The sequence below is a fragment of the Segetibacter aerophilus genome (genome assembly GCF_007991655.1).
GTDB lineage: Bacteria > Bacteroidota > Bacteroidia > Chitinophagales > Chitinophagaceae > Segetibacter > Segetibacter aerophilus.
The window spans coordinates 168,902-188,694 of sequence record NZ_BJYT01000012.1; the positions used below are offsets into that span (position 1 = coordinate 168,902).

The window sequence follows — 19,793 nt, forward strand, 5'->3', positions numbered from 1 at the left end:
CATTTATGCAACTATCTATTCACGGAGCAGCACGCACTGTTACCGGTTCAAAGCATTTGCTTTCTTTAAAAAATGGTAAAAGGCTTTTACTGGATTGTGGATTGTTCCAGGGAATGGGACGCCAAACGGACGAGCTAAACAGCAACTTAGGTTTTCACCCAAAAGATGTTTCTTATCTTATTTTATCGCACGCACACATCGATCATTCTGGTTTAATACCAAAACTATATAATGAAGGTTTTCGCGGACCTATTTTTTGCACGCCTGCTACTAAAGATCTGTGCGAAATATTACTCATGGACAGTGCAGAAATACAACAATCAGACACAAAATACATTAATAAGAAAAGAGCAAAACTTAGCCTGCCCCTCTTTAAACCTATGTATTCAACTGAAGATGCGAAACGTTGTCTTGAGCTTTTTACAACGGTAGAATATGGAAAATGGTTTAGCATCGACGACGAGATAAAGGTGCTGTTTACAGATGCGGGCCATATTATTGGCAGTGCAGCGGTAAGCCTGCAAGTTGTCGAAGACGAAAAAACAACGCGCATCACATTTAGCGGAGATATAGGAAGATACAATGATGCGATATTGAAAGCTCCCGAAGAAGTTCCGCAGGCAGATTACATTTTATTGGAAAGTACCTATGGAGATAAATTGCATGAAGAGGTAATAAACCTTCCGGAAACTTTTCTAGGCTGGATCGAAAGAACGTGCTTACAAAAAAAAGGTAAGCTAATCATTCCTGCTTTTAGTGTAGGCCGAACGCAGGAACTTCTGTATGCTTTAAACAAGTTGGACAATGAAAACAGGCTGCCGGCATTAAAGTATTTTGTTGATAGTCCCCTAAGCAAAGAGGCAACCGATGTCATAAAGAGTCATCCGGAAAATTTTAATAAAGAGCTGCAAAACGTTTTGCTACACGATAAAGATCCATTGGACTTTAAAGGATTAAACTATATTAAAAGCGCTGAAGAAAGTAAGCAGATTAATTTTTACAACGATCCTTGCGTCATCATAAGTTCAAGTGGAATGGCCGAAGCAGGCAGGGTAAAGCATCATATTAAAAACAATATTGGAGATGCAAAAAATACGATCCTGATGGTCGGTTATGCATCTCCTTTTTCGCTCGCCGGCAAACTATTGAAGGGCGAAAAACAAGTAGATATTTACGGTGATGATTGTACTGTAAATGCAGAAGTTGGTAGTATGCCAGGCATGAGCGCGCACGGCGATTACGAGGATTTATTACAATTCTTGTCTTCGCAGGACGCAGGAAAAGTTAAAAAATTATTTCTTGTACATGGGGAATATGATGTACAAAGAGCCTTTGCCGAAAGACTGACAGAAAAAGGATTTGAAGTAGAAATTCCGGGTATGAATTATGCACTGAACCTTTCCGTTTAGTTTATAGGATTTTGAGAGCAAAATAGGATTAAACCAAATTCTCAATTCTTATGTTTTTCTTACCAGTAACAAGTATTTATGAAATTATCTTTTCATGGGGCGGCAAGATCAGTGACAGGTTCAAAACATCTACTTATATGTGACGACGGAAAGAAATATTTATTGGACTGTGGAATGTTCCAGGGAATGGGAAACGAGACAGAAACTTTAAATGCTGACTTCGGCTTTGATCCAAAAGAAGTTAATTTTCTGTTTTTGTCACATGCGCACATCGACCACACAGGTTTAATACCAAAGTTGGTAAAAGAGGGTTTCGAAGGAAGAATATTCTGTACCCCGGCAACAAAAGATCTTTCAGAAATATTGCTTGCAGACAGCGCTGAAATACAAAAGCACGATGCTGATTTTATTAATAAGAAAAGTAGTGTGGCAATAGACTCTGTTGCTCCCTTGTACGAGATGGAAGACGTTGCGAAAGCAATGCAACTATTTGAAACTGTCGAATACAACGAATGGTTGAAGGTTGATGAACACGTAGAGATTATGTTTTCAAATGCTGGCCACTTGATTGGAAGTGCAGCTATCAACCTTAAAGTGACGGAAAACGGGAAGACTACTTCGATCACTTTTAGTGGAGACGTAGGGCGTTACAGAAGTGCTTTGCTACAACCTCCCGCCGAATTTCCTGAAGCTGATTATATAATTCTAGAGAGCACCTACGGTGATAAAACGCATGACATTGCATCGAATACGATAGATAACCTTTATCGCTGGATTAAAAAGACCTGCGTTGACAGGGGCGGCAAGCTGGTTATTCCGGCTTTCAGTGTCGGTCGTACCCAGGAAATTTTGTATTCTTTAAACCAGCTGGAACTTGAGCACCGCCTGCCAGAACTGAATTATTTCGTCGACAGCCCCTTGAGCGAAAAAGCTACGGCGGTAATCAAGAGTTATACAAATGAATACAACGAGCGACTGCAAAACATTTTAAAAATTGACGAAGACCCCTTCCACTTTAAGGGTTTAAAACATGTTGAGTCGGTTGAGGAGAGCAGGCAATTAACCGAGCACAAAGAGCCATGTGTAATCATCTCCTCCAGCGGAACGGCTGATGCCGGCCGGGTTAAACACCACATTTTTAGTTGTGTTGATGAAGAGCCTAATACTATTTTAATGTCTGGTTATTGCTCAACCTCTTCGTTGGGAGGCAGGTTATTAAATGGGGCAAGAAAGGTTGAAATATTTGGCGACAGTTGCGACGTGTTGGCAGAAGTGGGTCAAATGAAAAGCCTCAGTGCTCATGGAGACCAGGATGATCTCGCAAGGTTCATTGGCTGCCAGGATGGAGAAAAAGTCAAAAAAGTATTCTTAGTCCACGGCGAATATTTGGTGCAACAAGAGTTAGCTGCAAGGCTAAACAGGAAGGGTTTTGAGAAAATAGAAATGCCTTCTATGCACCAGGAATTCGAACTTGAATAGGATCAGACCGTCAATGTCGAAACAATTATTGCTACTTCGCTATTAAGATATTTGTTATTTGCCTTCATGGCGATAGCAACTACCCCGTCCAGCTTTCGAGTTTATACTACTTCCTACGAAGTAGTTATACCATTCCATCATCGGTTTTCTGAACAAGCAAAACGAGTATTTATGCTTGCGGTTCGTCTTAAGTGACTAACTACCTTTATACTGTTTAAGGATGTACCCGATTTGTTTTTAAAATTCAAGGATCCTATAGAAAAATAAATTGTGTAAGCAATAACGGCTGCTACATTTTTGTGGCGGCTTTTTTTATGCCTTCTACCATCGTATTGCTCTCGGGGAAAATACTATCTCGCGGCGACCATCAATGCTACTCTTTCACCGTCCATAGCCGCGCTCACAATTCCGCCAGCATAACCTGCTCCCTCACCGCATGGGTAAAGATTTTCAACTTGAGGATGTTGTAAAGTAGTGCTATCCCTGGGTATACGCACAGGTGAAGAGGAGCGACTTTCAGTGGCGACTACCACAGCTTCGTTGGTTAAATAACCTCGCATTTTTATTCCGAACGACTTAAAAGCTTCTTGCAAGCTTTGATGTATGAAGGGAGGTAAAACGCCTCTTAGATCTGTGCTACTTATTCCGGGCAAATAACTGCAAACGGGTAAAGAGCCCGAAGTCTTGTTGTTACAGAAATCTTCCATTCTTTGAGCCGGAGCAACAAAGTGTCCGCCGCCGCCCACGTAGGCTTTCCGCTCAACCATCTCCTGAAAAAACATCATGTTTAAGGGTGAGTCATACTCCACCAGATTATCCTTTGTATACTCTTTAAAGTCCTTTGAACTTGCCAAATCGTTATTTTCCACGGTTACTACCATCCCACTATTGGCAAAAGGGTTATTTCGCTTGCTAGGGCTCCAGCCGTTTACAACCAATTCTCCCGCGTCTGTCGATGCCGGCGCTATAATTCCCCCGGGACACATGCAAAAGCTGAAAACCCCTTTCTGCTCTACTTGCTGAACCAATGCATATGAGGCGGGAGGTAAAAACTCCCCCCTATTATTAGAATGATATTGAATGTTGTCTATAATGCTTTGGGGATGTTCGATTCGGACCCCAAGCGCAAAAGGTTTCGCTTCTATTAAAATTCCTTTGCGGTGTAGCAGTTTAAAAATGTCTCTTGCCGAATGTCCTGTTGCCAATATAACGGCTTCCGCTTCAAACTTATCGCCGTCAGCGGTAACTACACCTTTTATGGTGTTTTCTACTACGACTAAATCCGATACCTTTTTCTCAAAAAGAAAAATTCCTCCATGCTCTACAATGCATTCCCGCATAGCAGTAATAATCTGGGGAAGTTTATTGGTACCAATATGGGGATGTGCTTCAACTAAAATCTGTTCTTCTGCTCCAAACTGAACAAACAGGTTTAGTATTCGATTAATATCTCCACGTTTATTGCTTCGCGTATACAATTTTCCATCACTATACGTTCCGGCACCACCTTCACCAAAACAATAATTACTATCAGGGTTTACAACACCTCCTTTATTCAGTGCTGCCAGGTCACGTCTCCTAGCTCGCACATCTTTACCCCTTTCTAAAATAATTGGTTGTACTCCTTCTTCTATCAACTTCAGGGCGGCAAACAACCCTGTTGGACCTGCGCCTACTATCACTACTTTTCGGGCAGATTTACCTACATGCGGAAATGTAATTTTTGCGGGCTTTCTTTCTACAAAAGGCTCATTAATAAAAGCATGAACTGTAAGGTTTATATACACCTTCCTGCCTCTTGCGTCTATAGATTTTTTGAGGGGAAAATAACCGGTTATGTCATTTGACGTTTTACCGGTACTTGCGGCAATGTAGCCTTTAATAATATTCTCATCTTCCGCCTCTGAGGGAAGCAGTTTCAGTACTATTTGTTGTTGCATCTTAATGTTAGGTATTTATCCTAAAAATTGCAATTTTAAAAATAAACTTGTTATTTGTTTTAAAGCTAGCAACTCGATAAGAAGCGCTAATGTTAGTTACTGTGGAGAATTTTTAATGCGAGTGGCAGTATTCTAGAAAGGCAAATCGTCGACATTATCGGATGGCGGGATATCGTTATAATTCACCTCACCGCTGTTTCCATTATTTTGACTCAGCTTTACACTTTCCATTCTCCATGCATCAAGATTGGTTATATAATTTGCCCTGCCGTCTTTCTCCCACTTAGTACCTTTTATGTTAAACTGCACTTTCACCTCATCACCAATATTAAACTTGTCGGGCATTGCTGTCTTATCTTGTACGCATTGAAATTTTACAAAATTTGTAAAACTTCTTCCATTTGCATCTTCAGTCTTTTCTATTACAAATTCTCTTGTTTTAAAATTTTCGTTGCGCTGAACTATATCAAATCTTACAATCAGCTTACCGGTAATCTCGTATGACATTTCTTATTATTATTTCCGCAAAAGTATCATTTAAAAACATTGAGGAAGGTTAAATACCACATTTAGGTCTCCTTATTTTGGGGATAAACTTTTAAGTTTTTTAATTATGAAAAGCAGATTTAAAGTTCTACTTTTCTTTCCTCTTGACGCCTGATTAGTCTAGAATTTGCTGGTAATAATTTAGCTTAAAAAGAGAACGCGCAGTTGAATTAATCCCAATTTTCTATCTTAATACAACTGTCAACACTTTTTTTCAGTCATATACATTTAACATGCGAATGTTATAATTAGGTAAAAGGTAATCTTTGCAAAAACACGTGAGCTTCTGTTCGCCTAAAGGGTATTCAAGCCCATCTAGTCTGCTAACCCAGTATTTAAGAAAGATCTCTGTATACCTGCCTATCCATCTATCCATTGAAAGGTTTGAGTAAGTAAAAGTTAAATTGAAGGAGAAGAATTTTTGTGTCAAACAGTCAACTTCCAAAGCATAACAAGTGAGGAAGATTCTGTACTCATGCCAAAAAAAGGGACGCCTTCAAATTCGATAGATTCTTTGTTGTTTTATTCCACACAATTTGCTTCTAGTTGCAACTAGTGTTACAACCAACCGGCATTACAGCCAGTCTATAAGTATTGGTAATGAAGCAAAAAATGCTGGAAAATAACAACCACGTTTTGTTGTTGAAAACGCAGTAGATCTTTTTTAAAAAAATGAAATATTTGCTGCTGGTATTTGATTTTAGACCCGGCACTTTTTGGTATTGGAATTGAACTGCAAGGATGAGTTTAAATAGGATTAGGAAGAGTAGAAGTGCATGGAAATTAATAGTTAAGGAAGCGATCAACTTAACTAAAATATCTCATATCGAACGATATTATTTTGCAAAAAAACAGTCGAAAAATAGTGAAAAAAAATATATTCTTATGAAACGTAACACTGTCGCGGAAAGGGGAAAAACAATCATTTTTAAAATTTTTTTTTAAATATTAAAGTTTGATATTCGCCGTCCTGCCAAACTTTTTATACACACTTGTGGGGAATTTTTTGGTGAGGTTTGAAGTTCTAACATTCCTAACTTAATTATAAAAAAACTATAGTGATAAATATGGCCAAAACTGCCGATATAGTTTGGAGTAATTGTTTGAAAATTATTAAAGACATAGTAGAATGGCAACATTATAAAACGTGGTTTGAGCCTATAAAACCAGTTGAACTAAAAGATTATATATTGCTTATACAGGTGCCTAGCCAGTTTTTTTACGAATATCTCGAAGAACATTATGTAAACCTTTTAGCTAAGACGCTTAAGAGAGAACTAGGTAAAGATGCGCGACTAGAATATAGAATAATGGTGGATAGCGGTAACAGTAACAACAAACCATTAACCATGGACATACCTGCCAATAACATAAAGACCTACAGCAACAACGAAATGGATTTTCCTTTGGTTATTAACAATCCAGTTAAGAATCCATTCGTTATTCCAGGTCTTAAAAAAATGCAGATTGATCCGCAGCTAAATCCAATATATACTTTCGATTCTTTTATAGAGGGAGACTGCAATCGCGTAGCGCGCCGTGCAGGTAAAACAGTCGCAGAAAAACCTGGAGCAAATTCATTCAACCCGCTAGTTGTGTATGGTGGTGTTGGTCTTGGTAAAACCCATCTGGGACAAGCAATCGGTAATGAAGTAAAGAGACTTCATCCAAGTAAAGTTGTCCTATATGTAAGCTCTGAAAAATTCATCAACCAGTTCCAGGACCATAGCCGCAACAATGCGATTAATGACTTCATTCATTTCTATCAATTAATAGATGTTTTGATAATAGATGATGTGCAGTTTTTTAACCGCGCAGAAAGAAGCCAGGATGCGTTCTTTGCGATATTTAACCACTTGCATCAGTCAGGAAAACAGTTAGTCTTATCATCAGATAAACCTCCAAAAGATTTAGATGGTTTGCAGGAAAGATTGCTTAGCCGCTTTCGCTGGGGATTGAGTGCAGATCTTCAAATGCCCGACTACGACACTCGCATTGAGATACTGGATAAGAAGATGAAAAACGATGGTCTTGACATGCCTCGTGAGGTTGTTAAATACGTATCTTATAACATCAACAGCAACATCCGTGAGCTTGAAGGAGCGTTGATTTCATTACTAGCCCAGTCTTCATTAAATAAAAGAGAAATTGATCTTGAATTAGCTAAGAAAGTTTTAAGAAACTTTGTAAAAACAAGCAGTAAAGAAATAACAATCGATACAATCCAAAAAATGGTGTGCGAGTTTTTCGATGTGCCTTATGATAAGCTCTTACAAAAGACCCGCAAGCGCGAAATTGTCCAGGCCAGGCAGATAACCATGTTTCTTGCAAAAGCATTTACTAAGAACTCGCTTAAGACTATTGGAGAACATTTTGGAGGACGTGATCATACTACCGTTATTCATAGCTGCCAAACGGTAAAAGATCTTATGGATACAGACAGCCTTTTTCGCGAAAACGTTATGGAATTGCAGCAGAAAGTACAACTTGCCGCAATGTAATGAGCTGGCCAAAAAATATTAATTGTCCCTGGCATTTGTCAGGGATTTTTTATTGTAAGAAGAGGCATTCAACTATTAGTAAATACAGGACTGGTTCGCAGTCTTAAACCATCTTTTTCCTATTTATAGATTTGTTTCGTCAAAACCTTCAAACCCTAAATCATCTTACTCCTGCAGAATAGACCCTCGCCTTACACCATCTTCCTTAAGAATGTCAGGAATATTTTTTGCGATAAAAAAAGTTCACTTCTATTTTGAATGTGAGAGCAAATACCCTTATTTTTGCCACCCCTTTAAAAAAGGAAGGGTTGGTGAGGTGCCTGAGTGGCCGAAAGGAACGGTTTGCTAAACCGTCGTACGGGTTAAACTGTACCGAGGGTTCGAATCCCTCCCTCACCGCTTCCTCACCGGTTAATAGGTTTCGGGGCGTAGCGTAGCCCGGTTATCGCGCCTGCTTTGGGAGCAGGAGGTCGCAAGTTCGAATCTTGCCGCCCCGACATAAAAAAGAAAAGCTCACAGAAGTGTGGGCTTTTTCTTTTTAGCCAAGTAGGGGGTGAAGGGAGATTTGAAAAAGGTATTAAACACCCATTTAAACACCCAGTTTTTAAAACTGAACACCCATTTTTACTTGTTACTTCCTTATGCATTTGAGGGATTTCTTAACTCTCAAATCAAAACAAATGTTACAGAACACGTTTAATGTAGTCTTTATTGTAAAGGCTGAAAAGACCAACAAAAAAGGTATTGCACCCATTTTTGCTAAAATTAAAATTAATGGTCGCAAGATTGAGCTGACAACGAGTAGAAAAATCAAGGCACAACTCTGGTCAGCAGAAACACAACAAGCTCAACCAGTTTCTAAACAAAAGGAGCTCAATGATTACCTGTTAACGTTTAAGGGTAAGCTCTACACTGCGTATTCCCAGTTGTTATCTACAGGGGAAAGGATAACTCCAGAACAGTTTAAAGAGTCATTTTTTGGTAAACCAGCAGTGAAAGTTTACTCCCTGATAGAGACTACAATTGAACATAACGAGCAGTTTGAAAAGAATATTGGAAAGAAATATAGTTATGGCAGCTTTAAGAATTATAAGACCACGTTGAAGTATCTAAAAGAGTTCATACCTGCATATTATAGAAAAGGGGATATACCATTGCTTTTAGTGGATTACAAGTTTGGTGAAATGTTTTATGACTACTTAACCTCGTTGAAAGGTTGTAAGGAAAATGGAGCTAATAAACAGATACAACGGATCAAGAAGATAGTAAACTATGCCATTAGGCTTGGATATATCCTAACAAATCCTATGGCTACCTATTCACTCACTTTTAAGCAACCCTCCCGCTACCCTTTGTCAAGTGAAGAAATCGATCTGCTTAGAAATGTAGAATTATCTTCAGAAACTCTGCAGAAGGTAAGAGATGTATTCATTTTCCAGTGCTTTACCGGACTATCATATAGTGATGTAAAGAGATTGAAGCATTTTCATTTGTTAGCGGGAGCAGATGGGGAAACTTGGATTAAGATGGAAAGACAAAAGACTAAAGTTCCATTCTCAATACCTCTGCTACCTCACGCTGTCACCGTTTTTAATTGTTATCTAAACCGAGCAGAACACAATGAATGCTTTTTCCCAGTACTGTCAAATCAGAAGATGAATGATAACCTTAAGGTAATACAACATATAGCTGGTATCGGCAAGAATCTAACTACTCACCTGGCTAGACACACTTTTGCCACCACCATTACATTGAGTAACGGAGTACCGATTGAGACAGTCAGTAAAATGCTTGGGCACACCAACCTCCGCACAACTCAGATTTATGCAAAGGTGGTGGACACCAAGATATCCTCCGATATGAAAGCATTGAAGGATCAATTGCGGTAACTACCTGGAATATTTAAGACACGTTGGGTTAATTTGAGTCTTACCATTCAAATAATTCCTTAACGTTGAATATTTTAATCCCAGTTCTTCAGCTGCCTCCTTAGCGCTTCTGTACATCTTACCATTACAAGTGTCTACCACTATTTTGGTTGGCACTTGTATTAGTTTAGTCCTGTAAGCATGAAGCATGTTTTCTGATGCTGTAACCCATTCCAGGTTGCGAACATAGTTATGTGTCTTAATACCATTCCTATGGTTAACCTGAGGCTTCTTTGTAGGGTTGGGTATAAAAGCACCTGCAACTAACACATGAACAAACTTAGTAGAAGACACTCCGCCTCTACTTAGCCTAACTTCTTCATAGCCACAATTATTAACTCTAGTTGAGAGGATTTTCTCCTTTACAGTCCTAAAGCCCTTAGGATAAGGAACCTTCCTCTTAACACTTTTAATTAAACCCGTATTACTAACCTCATAAAATCCCTGATAACCCTTAACACTTTTCCATATAATTTTACTTGTCATTTTTAAGGTCCAAACATTTTAAAATCGTGTTTGGCCTCCGTTAAAGGGGATGTTTCCCCTTTTTATAGTTAACAATCTCTTTTTCTTAGTTCATAGCATTTACAGGAGATGACGTTACTTCTTTACACTTTAAGGGAGGTTTGTAACCTGTCCATGCTTCAATTTCTTGCGTCATAATAGACTCAAGAAGAGCCTCATTTCCCTTGGTAGTAATAATACTATCATGTATTGTGAAGAAGGGAATGTCAGGGTATTCCTGCGCTACTCTTTTACAAATAACATCAATGACCAGGAAGCTTTCCACTCTCTGCAGTATAATGGGCAGATAATTTTGTTGAACAGACTTAACCAATCTAAAAAGCTCGTACACTTTAGGAGAGAGCTTCTTGAACAACTCACTCATGTCAAGTTGATACATTTTACTTGCCTTCTGATACATCCATACCATCACTGCTTTTTTTACCCATGCACGATCCTTGTATTTTTGAGGAGAGGCTTCATTAATAAGTGTCTCTAAATGAGTATACAAGTCTCCTTGAACAACTAAATCTCCGTAATTTTTCTCGTTAAACCCTTGAGCGGTAAGGGTTTCAGAGGTTTTTAACAGAGTAATGATAGCTTTATAATTATTACTATTCTTAATCTTATTATATATATCCTTTAATATCCTATCTAAACTCAAATTCTGTCCACTATTTTTCCTACTTGACTGCCAAAATGACTCTTTGAAGAGAACTAGACTGAAAAAAGGCTGGGAGTTCTTTATATCCACTTCTACTAAATGCTGACCCGCATATGTAACAAACTGCCTCAATTCTCTTTTCAGAATACTTATCGTATTGTAAAACCTATGACCCTCACCACTGAAATGATACATTGCATCAGGCTGATTCAAGCGCCTTACCAATTGTTTAAAATCCTCTGACGTGTTAATAGCATTTTTGATCATTGCTATTTTATCCTTTTTGGTTTTAGGTCCAGCTTGTATCCCCTTAATCTTTTCTTTCTCATAACTTTTGATCCACTGAAATGCTGTTTCCTCATCAATTTGAAGATCACCAGTATCCCACCATTTACCCATGTATCCATAGCCCCGCATCTCCTTTTCCTGTTCTTCCTTCCACTTTATTCTGGCTCTTCTAATAGCCTTTTTAAGGCGGTATTCTTTAACCTCAACACGCTTCAACCTCTGCCCAGAATACTTTTCACTGAAACAATACCCTCTACACTTTTCTCCCACAATAAAATGATTGTCTGTTTCGATAGCTCCTTCTTGAAGAAGGTACTCTAGGTATTTATTATAATTGTAAACCACTTGATCCAGCATGTTACTACAAAGAGGCGCATAGGTTGTTTCATCTTTATCCATCTGATTGCGGTGGTTAGCACGAGCACTGACCAAAGCTGAACAGACGTACAGTAAGTTTTCTTTTTTCAAACCCTGGTTATAAAAAGAGTGGGGGTTTAACTTAACGATCTCTTCCACATCTAAGTTTTCTGGAATCCATAATAGTATAGGTCTCAACATATACTCAATTGTTTTTTGAATTAATAATAGCGTTGTCACGCTTTGAGGGAGAAGACATCTAAGAGATGAATTTCCACTGGGTCTATCTCGTTAGAAATAGAGAGTTAATGATTGTCGTTACCTTTTCTTCCTAGAGACCTTTTACTTTGTTAACCACTGAGCAGTGGCAGATTCTTACAACAAAGGTAACTTTTTTTCCTTCTATAACCTATTAATAGTCAGTGTTAATTAACGCAAAATGTTAAATACGCGGACGGGAAGCTCACAGTTCCTATTACCCCCGCCTTACATAGAAATTGATGTCTGGTACCCCCTCCCTTTTTAATAGAGATAATCTAGTGCATTATATTTCTAGACACCAAGTTCCAAAATAATCCTATTAGTTATTTCCCCTACTAGATCACCTATCCATATCTCCTGCAGATGACATTTAATAAACCTCAAAACCATCTCTATGACAGTTCAACTGCATTCCCAGCACTTCAAAAGCACCCATACCTTCCCTACCTGCTATACAAGGAGAGAGCCTTACCACACTTACTTCTATCAGATGTGCCAAGTACAGGTTCATCGTCTTCCATCTGGCCATTACTTGCATTTCACTATCACTCTTCAAGGTGTTACACTCTGGTATGTGTCAATGCTTCCTTTCTAAAACTCCCTCCCTTCGGTCGGTCGTTGCAATACTATGTATTGCCATTTATAACTCTAATACTATTAACATGAAAGTTCAGAAGATAGCACTCGTTTCAGAACCACCAACTGAAAACGAACTCACGGCAAAACACCAAGCAATCCAACTCAAGCACTTAGTAGAGGTTATGATATTAGGTGATAAAGTCACAGAGTACCAAATGGATTACCTCAAAGAAAAGGTGGAAGCTTTGATTGAAACAATGGATGGCAGTTATGAAGAAGACTCTTACGAGGAAGACTAGATCTCCTTTTTAAGCTCATATCCCTCTCCCTGCAGATTACAACAGTTCTATCCTTTAGAGAAAGTCAGCAGAAGTACAACCCCAAGCTTCAGTAGTTACCAGCATCATTTGAATAAGGAGGTTATAAGGTCTGGAAAATACTATAGTCAGGCAAGTAGTTACGCCAAAACTTGCTGCTATGCCACCCACTCCATAGCCCTTGCATTGGCAAAGCAACAAGCCCTCCGGGTACTTCGTATTTTGTCATACTCCTTGCAACTTCCTTATGTATTTTCCAGTTGCAGCTCCTGTGTCTTTAAGGCAACTTTGTTCATTCCTTCCGTCACTCACTCCACTCCACCACGCTCGTAGCTAGTAGGGCTTAAGCCAGGCGCACTTTACCCATTCACATTGCTTTATATAAGTGCAGCTTGGCTTTGCGCCACCTCTGCTACAATACTCACTGGGTTCCATTCCACTCCCTCAGTCATTCATTCCCTGCAGTACCCTTAAATCCACCCGCTGCCCTCTAATCTTATGCTCGCCTTGTTGGCTTGCTTAGGCTGCGTGGCTGTCATGATTTTTGGCCTGCTTGCACTTCTCCCATTTCAGTCAAAAATACACGCCAGCCACTTGCGTCGAGACGTACTTGTCTACGCTATTTCATAGCTATGTATCCAAGACCTATGCAAGCACTCGCGGGTCAATGTCCACTCGTCCCTCATTCCCATTGCCCTTGTAGGCGAGCAGGGAGAGAAAAGTTGTATTTTTTAGTGTACCATACTATAAGAAGAAATAAGAATTGGGCTGCAAATGAATGGCTTGAGTTCTAAGATGCTCAAAAACAAGCTATTACATCTACAGTAGAAGGAAAGTTGCAAATTTTAGTGTAAAGCTAGTCGCCTGGTAGAAACCGTCACTTTCATTCTGAGGTTATTTAGCGTCTTCTAAAAATACTATTAAACTTCGTAGCTACAACTCCTATGCTTCTTTTAAGCAATCTATATTACCCTTAAGTTTAATGATATAAACTAAACCTTGAATCTTAATGTTGTTACTACAGTTACCTAGCCTTTTCTTATTGGTTATCAGCTTTTAAAGTCGTATCTTTCCAGACTTCATCATTCCGTTTAACACTAGTAGTTCTTATGCTTTATAATTATAAACAAATTGTTATTGCAGACGATGATGAGGATGATATTGCAATGTTTAAAGAGGCTGTAGCTGAAGTCTGCCCTGCAGTTGATGTATTAGTAGCAGAGAATGGTGTAGAACTATTATCTCTAATAGATGAAATCCCAAAGCCTAATGCTATCCTACTCGACCTCAATATGCCATTAAAATCAGGCAAAGATTGTTTGGTAGAGATAAGGGCTAAAGAGGAATTTGATATAGTACCAATTGGAATGTTATCTACATCAGATACAAAAAGTGAGATTGATTATTGCCTTAAGAAAGGCGCAAATCATTACTTCGTAAAGCCTCACTCTTTTGAAGGTATGAAAAGTATAGTAACAGCGATCTGTAACGGTGTCTTAACTCAAAGAATATAATTATTATCTTCTGGGTCGTTTTAAATTAAGCTCGTGCATCAGCTTTTCTTAGTGGTAGGATAGAGACAAAACCTCGACGTGATGGGGAATGACAATCTCACTCCTTAAGCAAGTTAGCCCTCCTCATTGGCACAAGCCCTAGTATCCAAAAGCTTACGGCATAAACGAGCATCTCCTTTAGCATCCATATCTCCTGCAGATAAATCAAAGGTTACTTCCACATCACCTTCCACAGCATTTATTCCGTTTCCTTTTGGAGTATGCCAACTCGTTGAGTTATTGGCTGCTTAAGCCTTTTAACTGTCATTTTGAGCTCCTTCTCTTAAGTTCGCTAAGAACCCTCTACAACCCAGCTTTGCTTTTAATATTAGCAGCCACCTTTACATACTCCTCATAGCTTGATGGCTTTTCCAAATAGTCAAGAGCCCCCATTTCCCTACACCGTTCAATCTCTTTTTCTGTTTTAGCAGAGGATAAGACAATCACTAGAATGTGCTTATACTTGTCCATTCCTTTCAAATCTCTAAGAAATTCTTCACCGGTAATGCCAGGTAGATAAAGGTCTGTTACGATAAGTTTAGGCAAACACATACGCTCTGTTTCTTGCAAATAGGAAAAAGCCTGCATTGCAGAAAAAACATAGTGTATTCCATCTACACCACATTGTGTAAATGCCTCGGCTAATATTTCAATGTCATCTTTATCGTCATCAATTATTAAAATTTTACACTGAGCCATAAAGTACTATTAGTGCTTATCATGCATAACCACTAAGCCTAATTCTATCAGTAGATAAAAGGATGATTATATAAGATGGGCAGGTAACAAATAGGAGGTTAAGTTAGTAGTAAAGCAATACATTAACAAAAATAAATTATGAGCATTGGAAGACTTTGAAAAAATTAACTACAATAAAACGCAATATGTGATCTCTATAAAAAACTGGTCCTGTCAAGATAGGCCAACAGAAAAGTTATGTCAAAAAGGAGCACAGCACCTAACAGACTCAGAGCTCCTATCAATCCTCATCAACTGTGGTACTTCTGGTAAGAATGCTGTAGACCTGGCTAAAGAGCTACTAGCTGCTGCAGATAACGACATTAAGAAGTTGGCTCGGCTATCTGTCAAGGAAATAGTAAACCTCAATATTAAGGGCATAGGACCAGCAAAAGCCATCACTATCACTGCAGCTCTTGAGATAGGCATAAGGAGAGAAATGTCTCTATCAAGGAAAGAAGTAGTTCTAAGCAGCAAAGACATAGCAGACTTCCTTAAAGCCCAGTTACAATACCACCAACGTGAAGTATTTGTTGTTGTATATCTTAATAGAGCCAACAAAGTAAATCATTACGAGATAGTAAGTGAAGGAGGGATGACCGGGACTGTGGCAGATCCACGCATAATCTTAAGGAAAGCGCTAGAACAGGAAGCTGTCTCACTTGTTTTGTGTCACAATCACCCAAGTGGCTCTCTAAAGCCTTCCCGACAAGATGAAGAGCTAACCTATAAGATTAAAGAGGCTGCTAGGTTCTTTGATATAAAAATACTTGATCATCTCATTGTAAGTGAAGAGGGCTACTACAGCTTTGCAGATGATGGAATTCTTTAAGCAATTAGAAATACAAGTAATGGAGGTATCAATTAACCCATCATGTCAAGACTATTAGTAAATAAAAAAAAGGCAGAATAACAAATTTTAAGTCCAATTCGGTTATTGTTTTGTCCTTTATACACAATAGATCTAAAGCTTACCCCTCAACTTTACATGCAAATAATCAGTAATGTTACTAACGATTGCCATAGTTACCCTTCTTATTACGTCTGTTTTTATTCAAGTGACTGTGATAGAGATAAAAACCAAAAAAGCTATAAGAAATATTGTAAAGAGTAGTGCTTCCTAGTTATTCCTGCTGGCCAATTTCGTCCTCGTGATACTTTCGGAAAAAAAATAGCAATGCTATAACAACAGCAAAAAGGGATAACAACTTTAGTAGGATCATAATAGGGTTTTAATAGCAGCAGAAAGCTAGAACGAAAGAGGTACGTTTACAGCAATGGTGCCACATCTAGAGAATTGGAAACTATTAACAGCATTAATATTCTAACCCTAACATGTAAAGTAGATCTAAGTGCATTGAAGAAAATTGACGTTGCAGTAGTTGCAAAAGATGGTAGGGGAAAAATTAGAATAATTGAGGATGAGATTTTTTCGGCAAGGACGTTGAATAATGACCCTTATAATTGGTTTCCTTTAATTTGTGTACTTGGCAAAATATCAACTAATAATCCCCCTCTAGTAATAAGGAAGTGCAGAAATGTCTTCCTTTTTTTTGCCATAAAACAAGAGACCCCTCAAAAATTAAGAGGCCTCAAGCTGAAAATCCCCCCGATCTTCAATATTTAAAGCTATGTTAAAGGAGATGTAGGCGCTGTCACATAAATATGTGATTTTTTCATCTTGGAGAAGTGGCTTTCTGATGGTGTAATCTTTTTTTTGTATAATTTAGGAGAAGGACGCTTAATAACTAGATGCTTAAAAACCTTTTATAAACCACTGGAAAGAGCAGACAGTGGTAAAACTTCCTTGCAAATTTCATTTGCGTCGTAATTAATAAATGCGATGGTTGCACTATAATCTTGGAAGTTCTCAATTTTCAACGTTATATGTGTGGGGACATTAGGAAAGCTCCCGTGTGGCAATTGTCCTTTCTCTGTTAATAAAAATGCTTTTCATACAGGTTCTTTTATATAACGTATTACTTTTTCAAAATTGGTTATAACTGAGGTACTAAGGGACATTGTTTATTTAAATAGCTGGAATGTTAATTGCATTTATGAAGAAAGACAATGGGATTATTACCACAACCGAGACTTCAGAATAAGTTTATGAACTGTGTGAAGGAAGAGATTTCACGCTTGGAATTTGAACTTTCAGAAGCAGAAAATGCTTGTGTCTCTCTTCAACAATTAAGGAAAATAAAAACTAGGATTAAGCTTTATAAAGGTTTAAGAAAAAGCAGCAAGGTATGACTTGCTAATTCTATTGCTAGCGTTCATATTTTTTCTATCAAACTTCTTCCTTGACTAATATTCATTGGAAATAAAATGAACAAAAGTGGCCCTATTATTATAATCGAAGACGACATTGACGACCAAGAACTTTTGGGAGAAGTCTTTAAAGAGCTTAATTATAACAATGAAGTAATCTTTTTTGGGGATGGGGAGGAAGCTTTAAGGTATCTGATAAACTCGGAAGTCCAACCGTTCCTAGTACTTTCTGACATCAATATGCCGAAGCTAAATGGGGTAGAACTGCGTGAGAAAGTTATTAATAATGAAGAATTACGAATGAAGTCTATTCCTTACCTTTTTTTTACTACCAATGCAGAACAAAAACACGTAGTAGAAGCCTATTCCCGATCCATTCAAGGCTTCTTCGTTAAGCCAAATAGCTATGAGAAGCTAAAAAAGATGATTGTGAAGATTGTAGAGTACTGGCAGGAATGCCATTCACCCGATTACATCAAAAATGCCCAATAGTAGGTGCACAATACGCATGAAGAGTAAATAAATTTTCATAATTACCATTTTTCTGGATATTTTAGCAGTCTCATTTGTTTACTTGTATATTAATGTTTCGAAGCCTTGCTGAAATGTGAGGCTTTTCCATTATTAAAACACGAGTGATCGATGATTTAGAAGTATTAAAACTAAAACTAGGAAGAGTAACACGTACAGGAGTGGATATAGGGTTAAAAGATAATATATTTACACTTTTGAAGTATGAGAAACCCGCCTACTTATACATTTGAACAGCTACAAGAGGTTATACCCCTATCTTGTTTAGAAGAACTCAAATTAATCACGGAAACAGTTAAGACGGAAAAAGAGTGTTATAGCACGTTTACGATGTCTAAAATTTTAGTGCTGATTAGTAGAAGAACACTCGAAATGGCACGACACATATAACCAGGAAAGAAAAAGATAACAAGAAGCTCAGCGGCCTCTCAAATTTTTTTTGAATCAATAGCTAACTTTTTGGCTATTCTAACTAGAGAAATGAATATACCTACTTCCGCGTCTTTTCCTAACATTAAGTTTTTATTGAATTTAGTAAAAACTTCAGTAAGAATTCGACAAGCCTCATCTACTGCTAAAACATCGTTGAGTATTAATCCACACAACGGTGCTGCATAACAATCATAAAGGTCATTAAATGCTTTTGGGCAGCATGTCTTTAGTTTTTTGAGTAATATTCTTTCGTTTTTAACTAACAAGCTTGAATGAGATAGTTTAAAGGTATTAGAAGCCTTTCTAAATTGGTAACACAACTGGCTGAAAACGGTATGTAGAAACTTTTCCTTCATCAAGATACCTTACTTAGTTCATCTACTCTTTAATAGTTATCACAGCTCCTTTTTTTAGGAGCTTTTTTAAACCTCAATAGAACCCGAATCAAACCGTTTCCTCTCTATTAAGGTCATAAGAACGAGTCCGCCTAATAAGAATCCGTCCTACAAAAAGACTACCCTTAAGAAAAAAATCTTTACAAAATATAGTGATTTTTATATATGTGTGTAAATTGCGCCTATTTCTGTATAAATGGAGGAGCAGGAGTTAACATATACCTACAATCAATTGCAGCAACTAATCCCAAAAGCAAACCATGAAGAGTTGAAGCAGCTTACTTTGATCATTTATAAGGAAAGGAGATTATACTATTACATAACTTTTAGTCGCACATTAAGAATGATTACTAGAAGAACTTTAGAGTTAACACCTACCTCAGTTTTCTTACCTTAAAAAGGAACTCAGGACTAAAAATGGAAAATATAATCCTAGTGATGCTGAGGCTTGTCTTTCGAAGTAGGGGAGTAGAGGGTAGCTTTAAAATAACTCTGTTAACAAACAATTTTCTCTGCCAAATCTTTGTTGTTCTAAGTCGCTTAAAGTTTCATTAAAAAAGAAGCGCCTACCCTACCGGAACTAGAATTTTTATTAAAGCCTCATTAGCTTAGATAAAACTAAACGATATGCAAGCTAAACAAATAGAGGGTTACACAAGCTACTGAATGGGTAAGGCCGTCCTTGTATTGATGTAGGCTCTTGAGAGAGTTTTAAATTTCTTCCCTTCAAAAAGATACTCCCGTTAACCTACTCTCCGCTACTAGTAATCCTCCTTACTTGTATACTTATGCAACTTCTAAAGCATGAAAATCTCCTTTCTTCTAGCAAGTATCTTTTATACCATCTGCATCACCCCTGCTTCCATTCCTTTAGTACTGACAAGCATTAATTCTACTCCTTTGAGCTACTGTGCTTCAGTTGCTGTCATTGGTCCAATAGAAACAACTGATAGGCTCCATTTTTCTGGCTTTAAAATTGTTTTCATATGAAAAATTATATTCAATGCAGCAGATTTTTCATAAAACGATTGGCGGTACTTCTCTTCAATTTAATAGACTTCTTTATCCTATTAGGTACCAAGTAAAGAAAGATAACCTAG

Annotated in this window: 16 protein-coding genes and 2 tRNA genes; 11 read left to right on the forward strand and 7 right to left on the reverse strand. The window is 37.9% G+C overall.

Going from position 1 to position 19,793, the window contains the following annotated elements:
• Positions 1–5: 5 nt before the first annotated feature.
• Positions 6–1,409 (forward strand): MBL fold metallo-hydrolase RNA specificity domain-containing protein, encoded by a 1,404-nt coding sequence (locus SAE01_RS16260; RefSeq protein WP_147204845.1) that lies wholly within the window; start codon positions 6–8, stop codon positions 1,407–1,409.
• A 78-nt stretch (positions 1,410–1,487) separates the two neighbouring features.
• Complete coding sequence (locus tag SAE01_RS16265; protein ID WP_147204846.1) at positions 1,488–2,888, forward strand: MBL fold metallo-hydrolase RNA specificity domain-containing protein; 1,401 nt, start codon at positions 1,488–1,490, stop codon at positions 2,886–2,888.
• A 350-nt stretch (positions 2,889–3,238) separates the two neighbouring features.
• Here SAE01_RS16265 and SAE01_RS16270 read toward each other — a convergent pair whose 3' ends face one another.
• Together SAE01_RS16270 and SAE01_RS16275 are read right to left on the reverse strand one after the other, a co-directional pair.
• Positions 3,239–4,828 carry an NAD(P)/FAD-dependent oxidoreductase gene (locus SAE01_RS16270; protein ID WP_147204847.1) on the reverse strand — a complete coding sequence of 530 codons (1,590 nt, stop codon included), beginning with the start codon at positions 4,826–4,828 and terminating at the stop codon, positions 3,239–3,241.
• A 132-nt stretch (positions 4,829–4,960) separates the two neighbouring features.
• A complete protein-coding gene (locus SAE01_RS16275; RefSeq protein WP_147204848.1) occupies positions 4,961–5,335 on the reverse strand; it encodes a DUF3127 domain-containing protein in 375 nt (124 codons plus the stop codon).
• Positions 5,336–6,441: 1,106 nt separating this feature from the next.
• On the opposite strand from SAE01_RS16275, the gene dnaA reads away from it, so the two are divergent.
• The 4 genes from dnaA to SAE01_RS16295 all read left to right on the forward strand — a co-directional run bounded on the left by dnaA (position 6,442) and on the right by SAE01_RS16295 (position 9,764).
• The gene (gene dnaA, locus SAE01_RS16280) at positions 6,442–7,875 is read left to right on the forward strand and encodes a chromosomal replication initiator protein DnaA (protein ID WP_147204849.1); all 1,434 of its coding nucleotides are present in this window, start codon (positions 6,442–6,444) and stop codon (positions 7,873–7,875) included.
• A 310-nt stretch (positions 7,876–8,185) separates the two neighbouring features.
• Positions 8,186–8,274, forward strand: a tRNA-Ser gene (locus tag SAE01_RS16285).
• Between the two features lie 23 nt (positions 8,275–8,297).
• Positions 8,298–8,372: transfer RNA gene (locus tag SAE01_RS16290), tRNA-Pro, on the forward strand.
• Positions 8,373–8,555: 183 nt separating this feature from the next.
• Complete coding sequence (locus tag SAE01_RS16295) at positions 8,556–9,764, forward strand: site-specific integrase (protein ID WP_170234175.1); 1,209 nt, start codon at positions 8,556–8,558, stop codon at positions 9,762–9,764.
• Here SAE01_RS16295 and SAE01_RS16300 read toward each other — a convergent pair whose 3' ends face one another.
• The 3 genes from SAE01_RS16300 to SAE01_RS24530 form a co-directional block, all read right to left on the reverse strand.
• Complete coding sequence (locus tag SAE01_RS16300) at positions 9,765–10,289, reverse strand: NUMOD4 domain-containing protein (protein ID WP_147204851.1); 525 nt, start codon at positions 10,287–10,289, stop codon at positions 9,765–9,767.
• 85 nt (positions 10,290–10,374) lie between these two features.
• Positions 10,375–11,817, reverse strand: coding sequence for a hypothetical protein (locus tag SAE01_RS16305; protein ID WP_147204852.1), 1,443 nt, complete (start codon positions 11,815–11,817; stop codon positions 10,375–10,377).
• 430 nt (positions 11,818–12,247) lie between these two features.
• Positions 12,248–12,406 (reverse strand): hypothetical protein, encoded by a 159-nt coding sequence (locus tag SAE01_RS24530; RefSeq protein ID WP_170234177.1) that lies wholly within the window; start codon positions 12,404–12,406, stop codon positions 12,248–12,250.
• A 43-nt stretch (positions 12,407–12,449) separates the two neighbouring features.
• Here SAE01_RS24530 and SAE01_RS16310 point away from each other — a divergent pair, with 43 nt between their 5' ends.
• Complete coding sequence (locus SAE01_RS16310) at positions 12,450–12,755, forward strand: hypothetical protein (RefSeq protein WP_147204853.1); 306 nt, start codon at positions 12,450–12,452, stop codon at positions 12,753–12,755.
• Between the two features lie 1,127 nt (positions 12,756–13,882).
• Positions 13,883–14,287: a response regulator gene (locus SAE01_RS16315; protein ID WP_147204854.1), complete on the forward strand. Its 405-nt coding sequence runs from the start codon at positions 13,883–13,885 to the stop codon at positions 14,285–14,287.
• 342 nt (positions 14,288–14,629) lie between these two features.
• Here the strand turns inward: SAE01_RS16315 and SAE01_RS16320 are convergent, their stop codons facing one another.
• Entirely contained in the window at positions 14,630–15,025 is a 396-nt protein-coding gene (locus tag SAE01_RS16320) for a response regulator (protein ID WP_147204855.1), read from the reverse strand.
• A gap of 145 nt (positions 15,026–15,170) precedes the next feature.
• On the opposite strand from SAE01_RS16320, the gene radC reads away from it, so the two are divergent.
• The 3 genes from radC (at position 15,171) to SAE01_RS16335 (ending at position 17,827) form a co-directional block, all read left to right on the forward strand.
• Positions 15,171–15,896, forward strand: a complete 726-nt coding sequence (radC, locus tag SAE01_RS16325) for a RadC family protein (protein ID WP_246113263.1) — start codon at positions 15,171–15,173, stop codon at positions 15,894–15,896.
• A gap of 465 nt (positions 15,897–16,361) precedes the next feature.
• Entirely contained in the window at positions 16,362–16,691 is a 330-nt protein-coding gene (locus tag SAE01_RS16330; RefSeq protein ID WP_147204856.1) for a hypothetical protein, read from the forward strand.
• Positions 16,692–17,392: 701 nt separating this feature from the next.
• Positions 17,393–17,827, forward strand: coding sequence for a response regulator (locus SAE01_RS16335; protein ID WP_147204857.1), 435 nt, complete (start codon positions 17,393–17,395; stop codon positions 17,825–17,827).
• A gap of 467 nt (positions 17,828–18,294) precedes the next feature.
• On the opposite strand, the gene SAE01_RS16340 is transcribed toward SAE01_RS16335, so the two are convergent.
• Positions 18,295–18,654 carry an RNA polymerase sigma factor gene (locus SAE01_RS16340; RefSeq protein ID WP_147204858.1) on the reverse strand — a complete coding sequence of 120 codons (360 nt, stop codon included), beginning with the start codon at positions 18,652–18,654 and terminating at the stop codon, positions 18,295–18,297.
• Between the last annotated feature and the right edge of the window lie 1,139 nt (positions 18,655–19,793).

What these genes read in the sequence shown, in the direction of transcription:
- SAE01_RS16310 (WP_147204853.1), top strand. Translation starts at nt 12,450, where the DNA reads ATGTGTCAATGCTTCCTTTCTAAAACTCCCTCCCTTCGGTCGGTCGTT.
- SAE01_RS24530 (WP_170234177.1), bottom strand. Translation starts at nt 12,406, where the DNA reads ATGGCCAGATGGAAGACGATGAACCTGTACTTGGCACATCTGATAGAA.
- SAE01_RS16315 (WP_147204854.1), top strand. Translation starts at nt 13,883, where the DNA reads ATGCTTTATAATTATAAACAAATTGTTATTGCAGACGATGATGAGGAT.
- SAE01_RS16340 (WP_147204858.1), bottom strand. Translation starts at nt 18,654, where the DNA reads ATGAAGGAAAAGTTTCTACATACCGTTTTCAGCCAGTTGTGTTACCAA.
- SAE01_RS16320 (WP_147204855.1), bottom strand. Translation starts at nt 15,025, where the DNA reads ATGGCTCAGTGTAAAATTTTAATAATTGATGACGATAAAGATGACATT.
- dnaA (WP_147204849.1), top strand. Translation starts at nt 6,442, where the DNA reads ATGGCCAAAACTGCCGATATAGTTTGGAGTAATTGTTTGAAAATTATT.
- SAE01_RS16265 (WP_147204846.1), top strand. Translation starts at nt 1,488, where the DNA reads ATGAAATTATCTTTTCATGGGGCGGCAAGATCAGTGACAGGTTCAAAA.
- SAE01_RS16270 (WP_147204847.1), bottom strand. Translation starts at nt 4,828, where the DNA reads ATGCAACAACAAATAGTACTGAAACTGCTTCCCTCAGAGGCGGAAGAT.
- SAE01_RS16300 (WP_147204851.1), bottom strand. Translation starts at nt 10,289, where the DNA reads ATGACAAGTAAAATTATATGGAAAAGTGTTAAGGGTTATCAGGGATTT.
- SAE01_RS16305 (WP_147204852.1), bottom strand. Translation starts at nt 11,817, where the DNA reads ATGTTGAGACCTATACTATTATGGATTCCAGAAAACTTAGATGTGGAA.
- SAE01_RS16335 (WP_147204857.1), top strand. Translation starts at nt 17,393, where the DNA reads ATGAACAAAAGTGGCCCTATTATTATAATCGAAGACGACATTGACGAC.
- SAE01_RS16295 (WP_170234175.1), top strand. Translation starts at nt 8,556, where the DNA reads ATGTTACAGAACACGTTTAATGTAGTCTTTATTGTAAAGGCTGAAAAG.
- SAE01_RS16260 (WP_147204845.1), top strand. Translation starts at nt 6, where the DNA reads ATGCAACTATCTATTCACGGAGCAGCACGCACTGTTACCGGTTCAAAG.
- SAE01_RS16275 (WP_147204848.1), bottom strand. Translation starts at nt 5,335, where the DNA reads ATGTCATACGAGATTACCGGTAAGCTGATTGTAAGATTTGATATAGTT.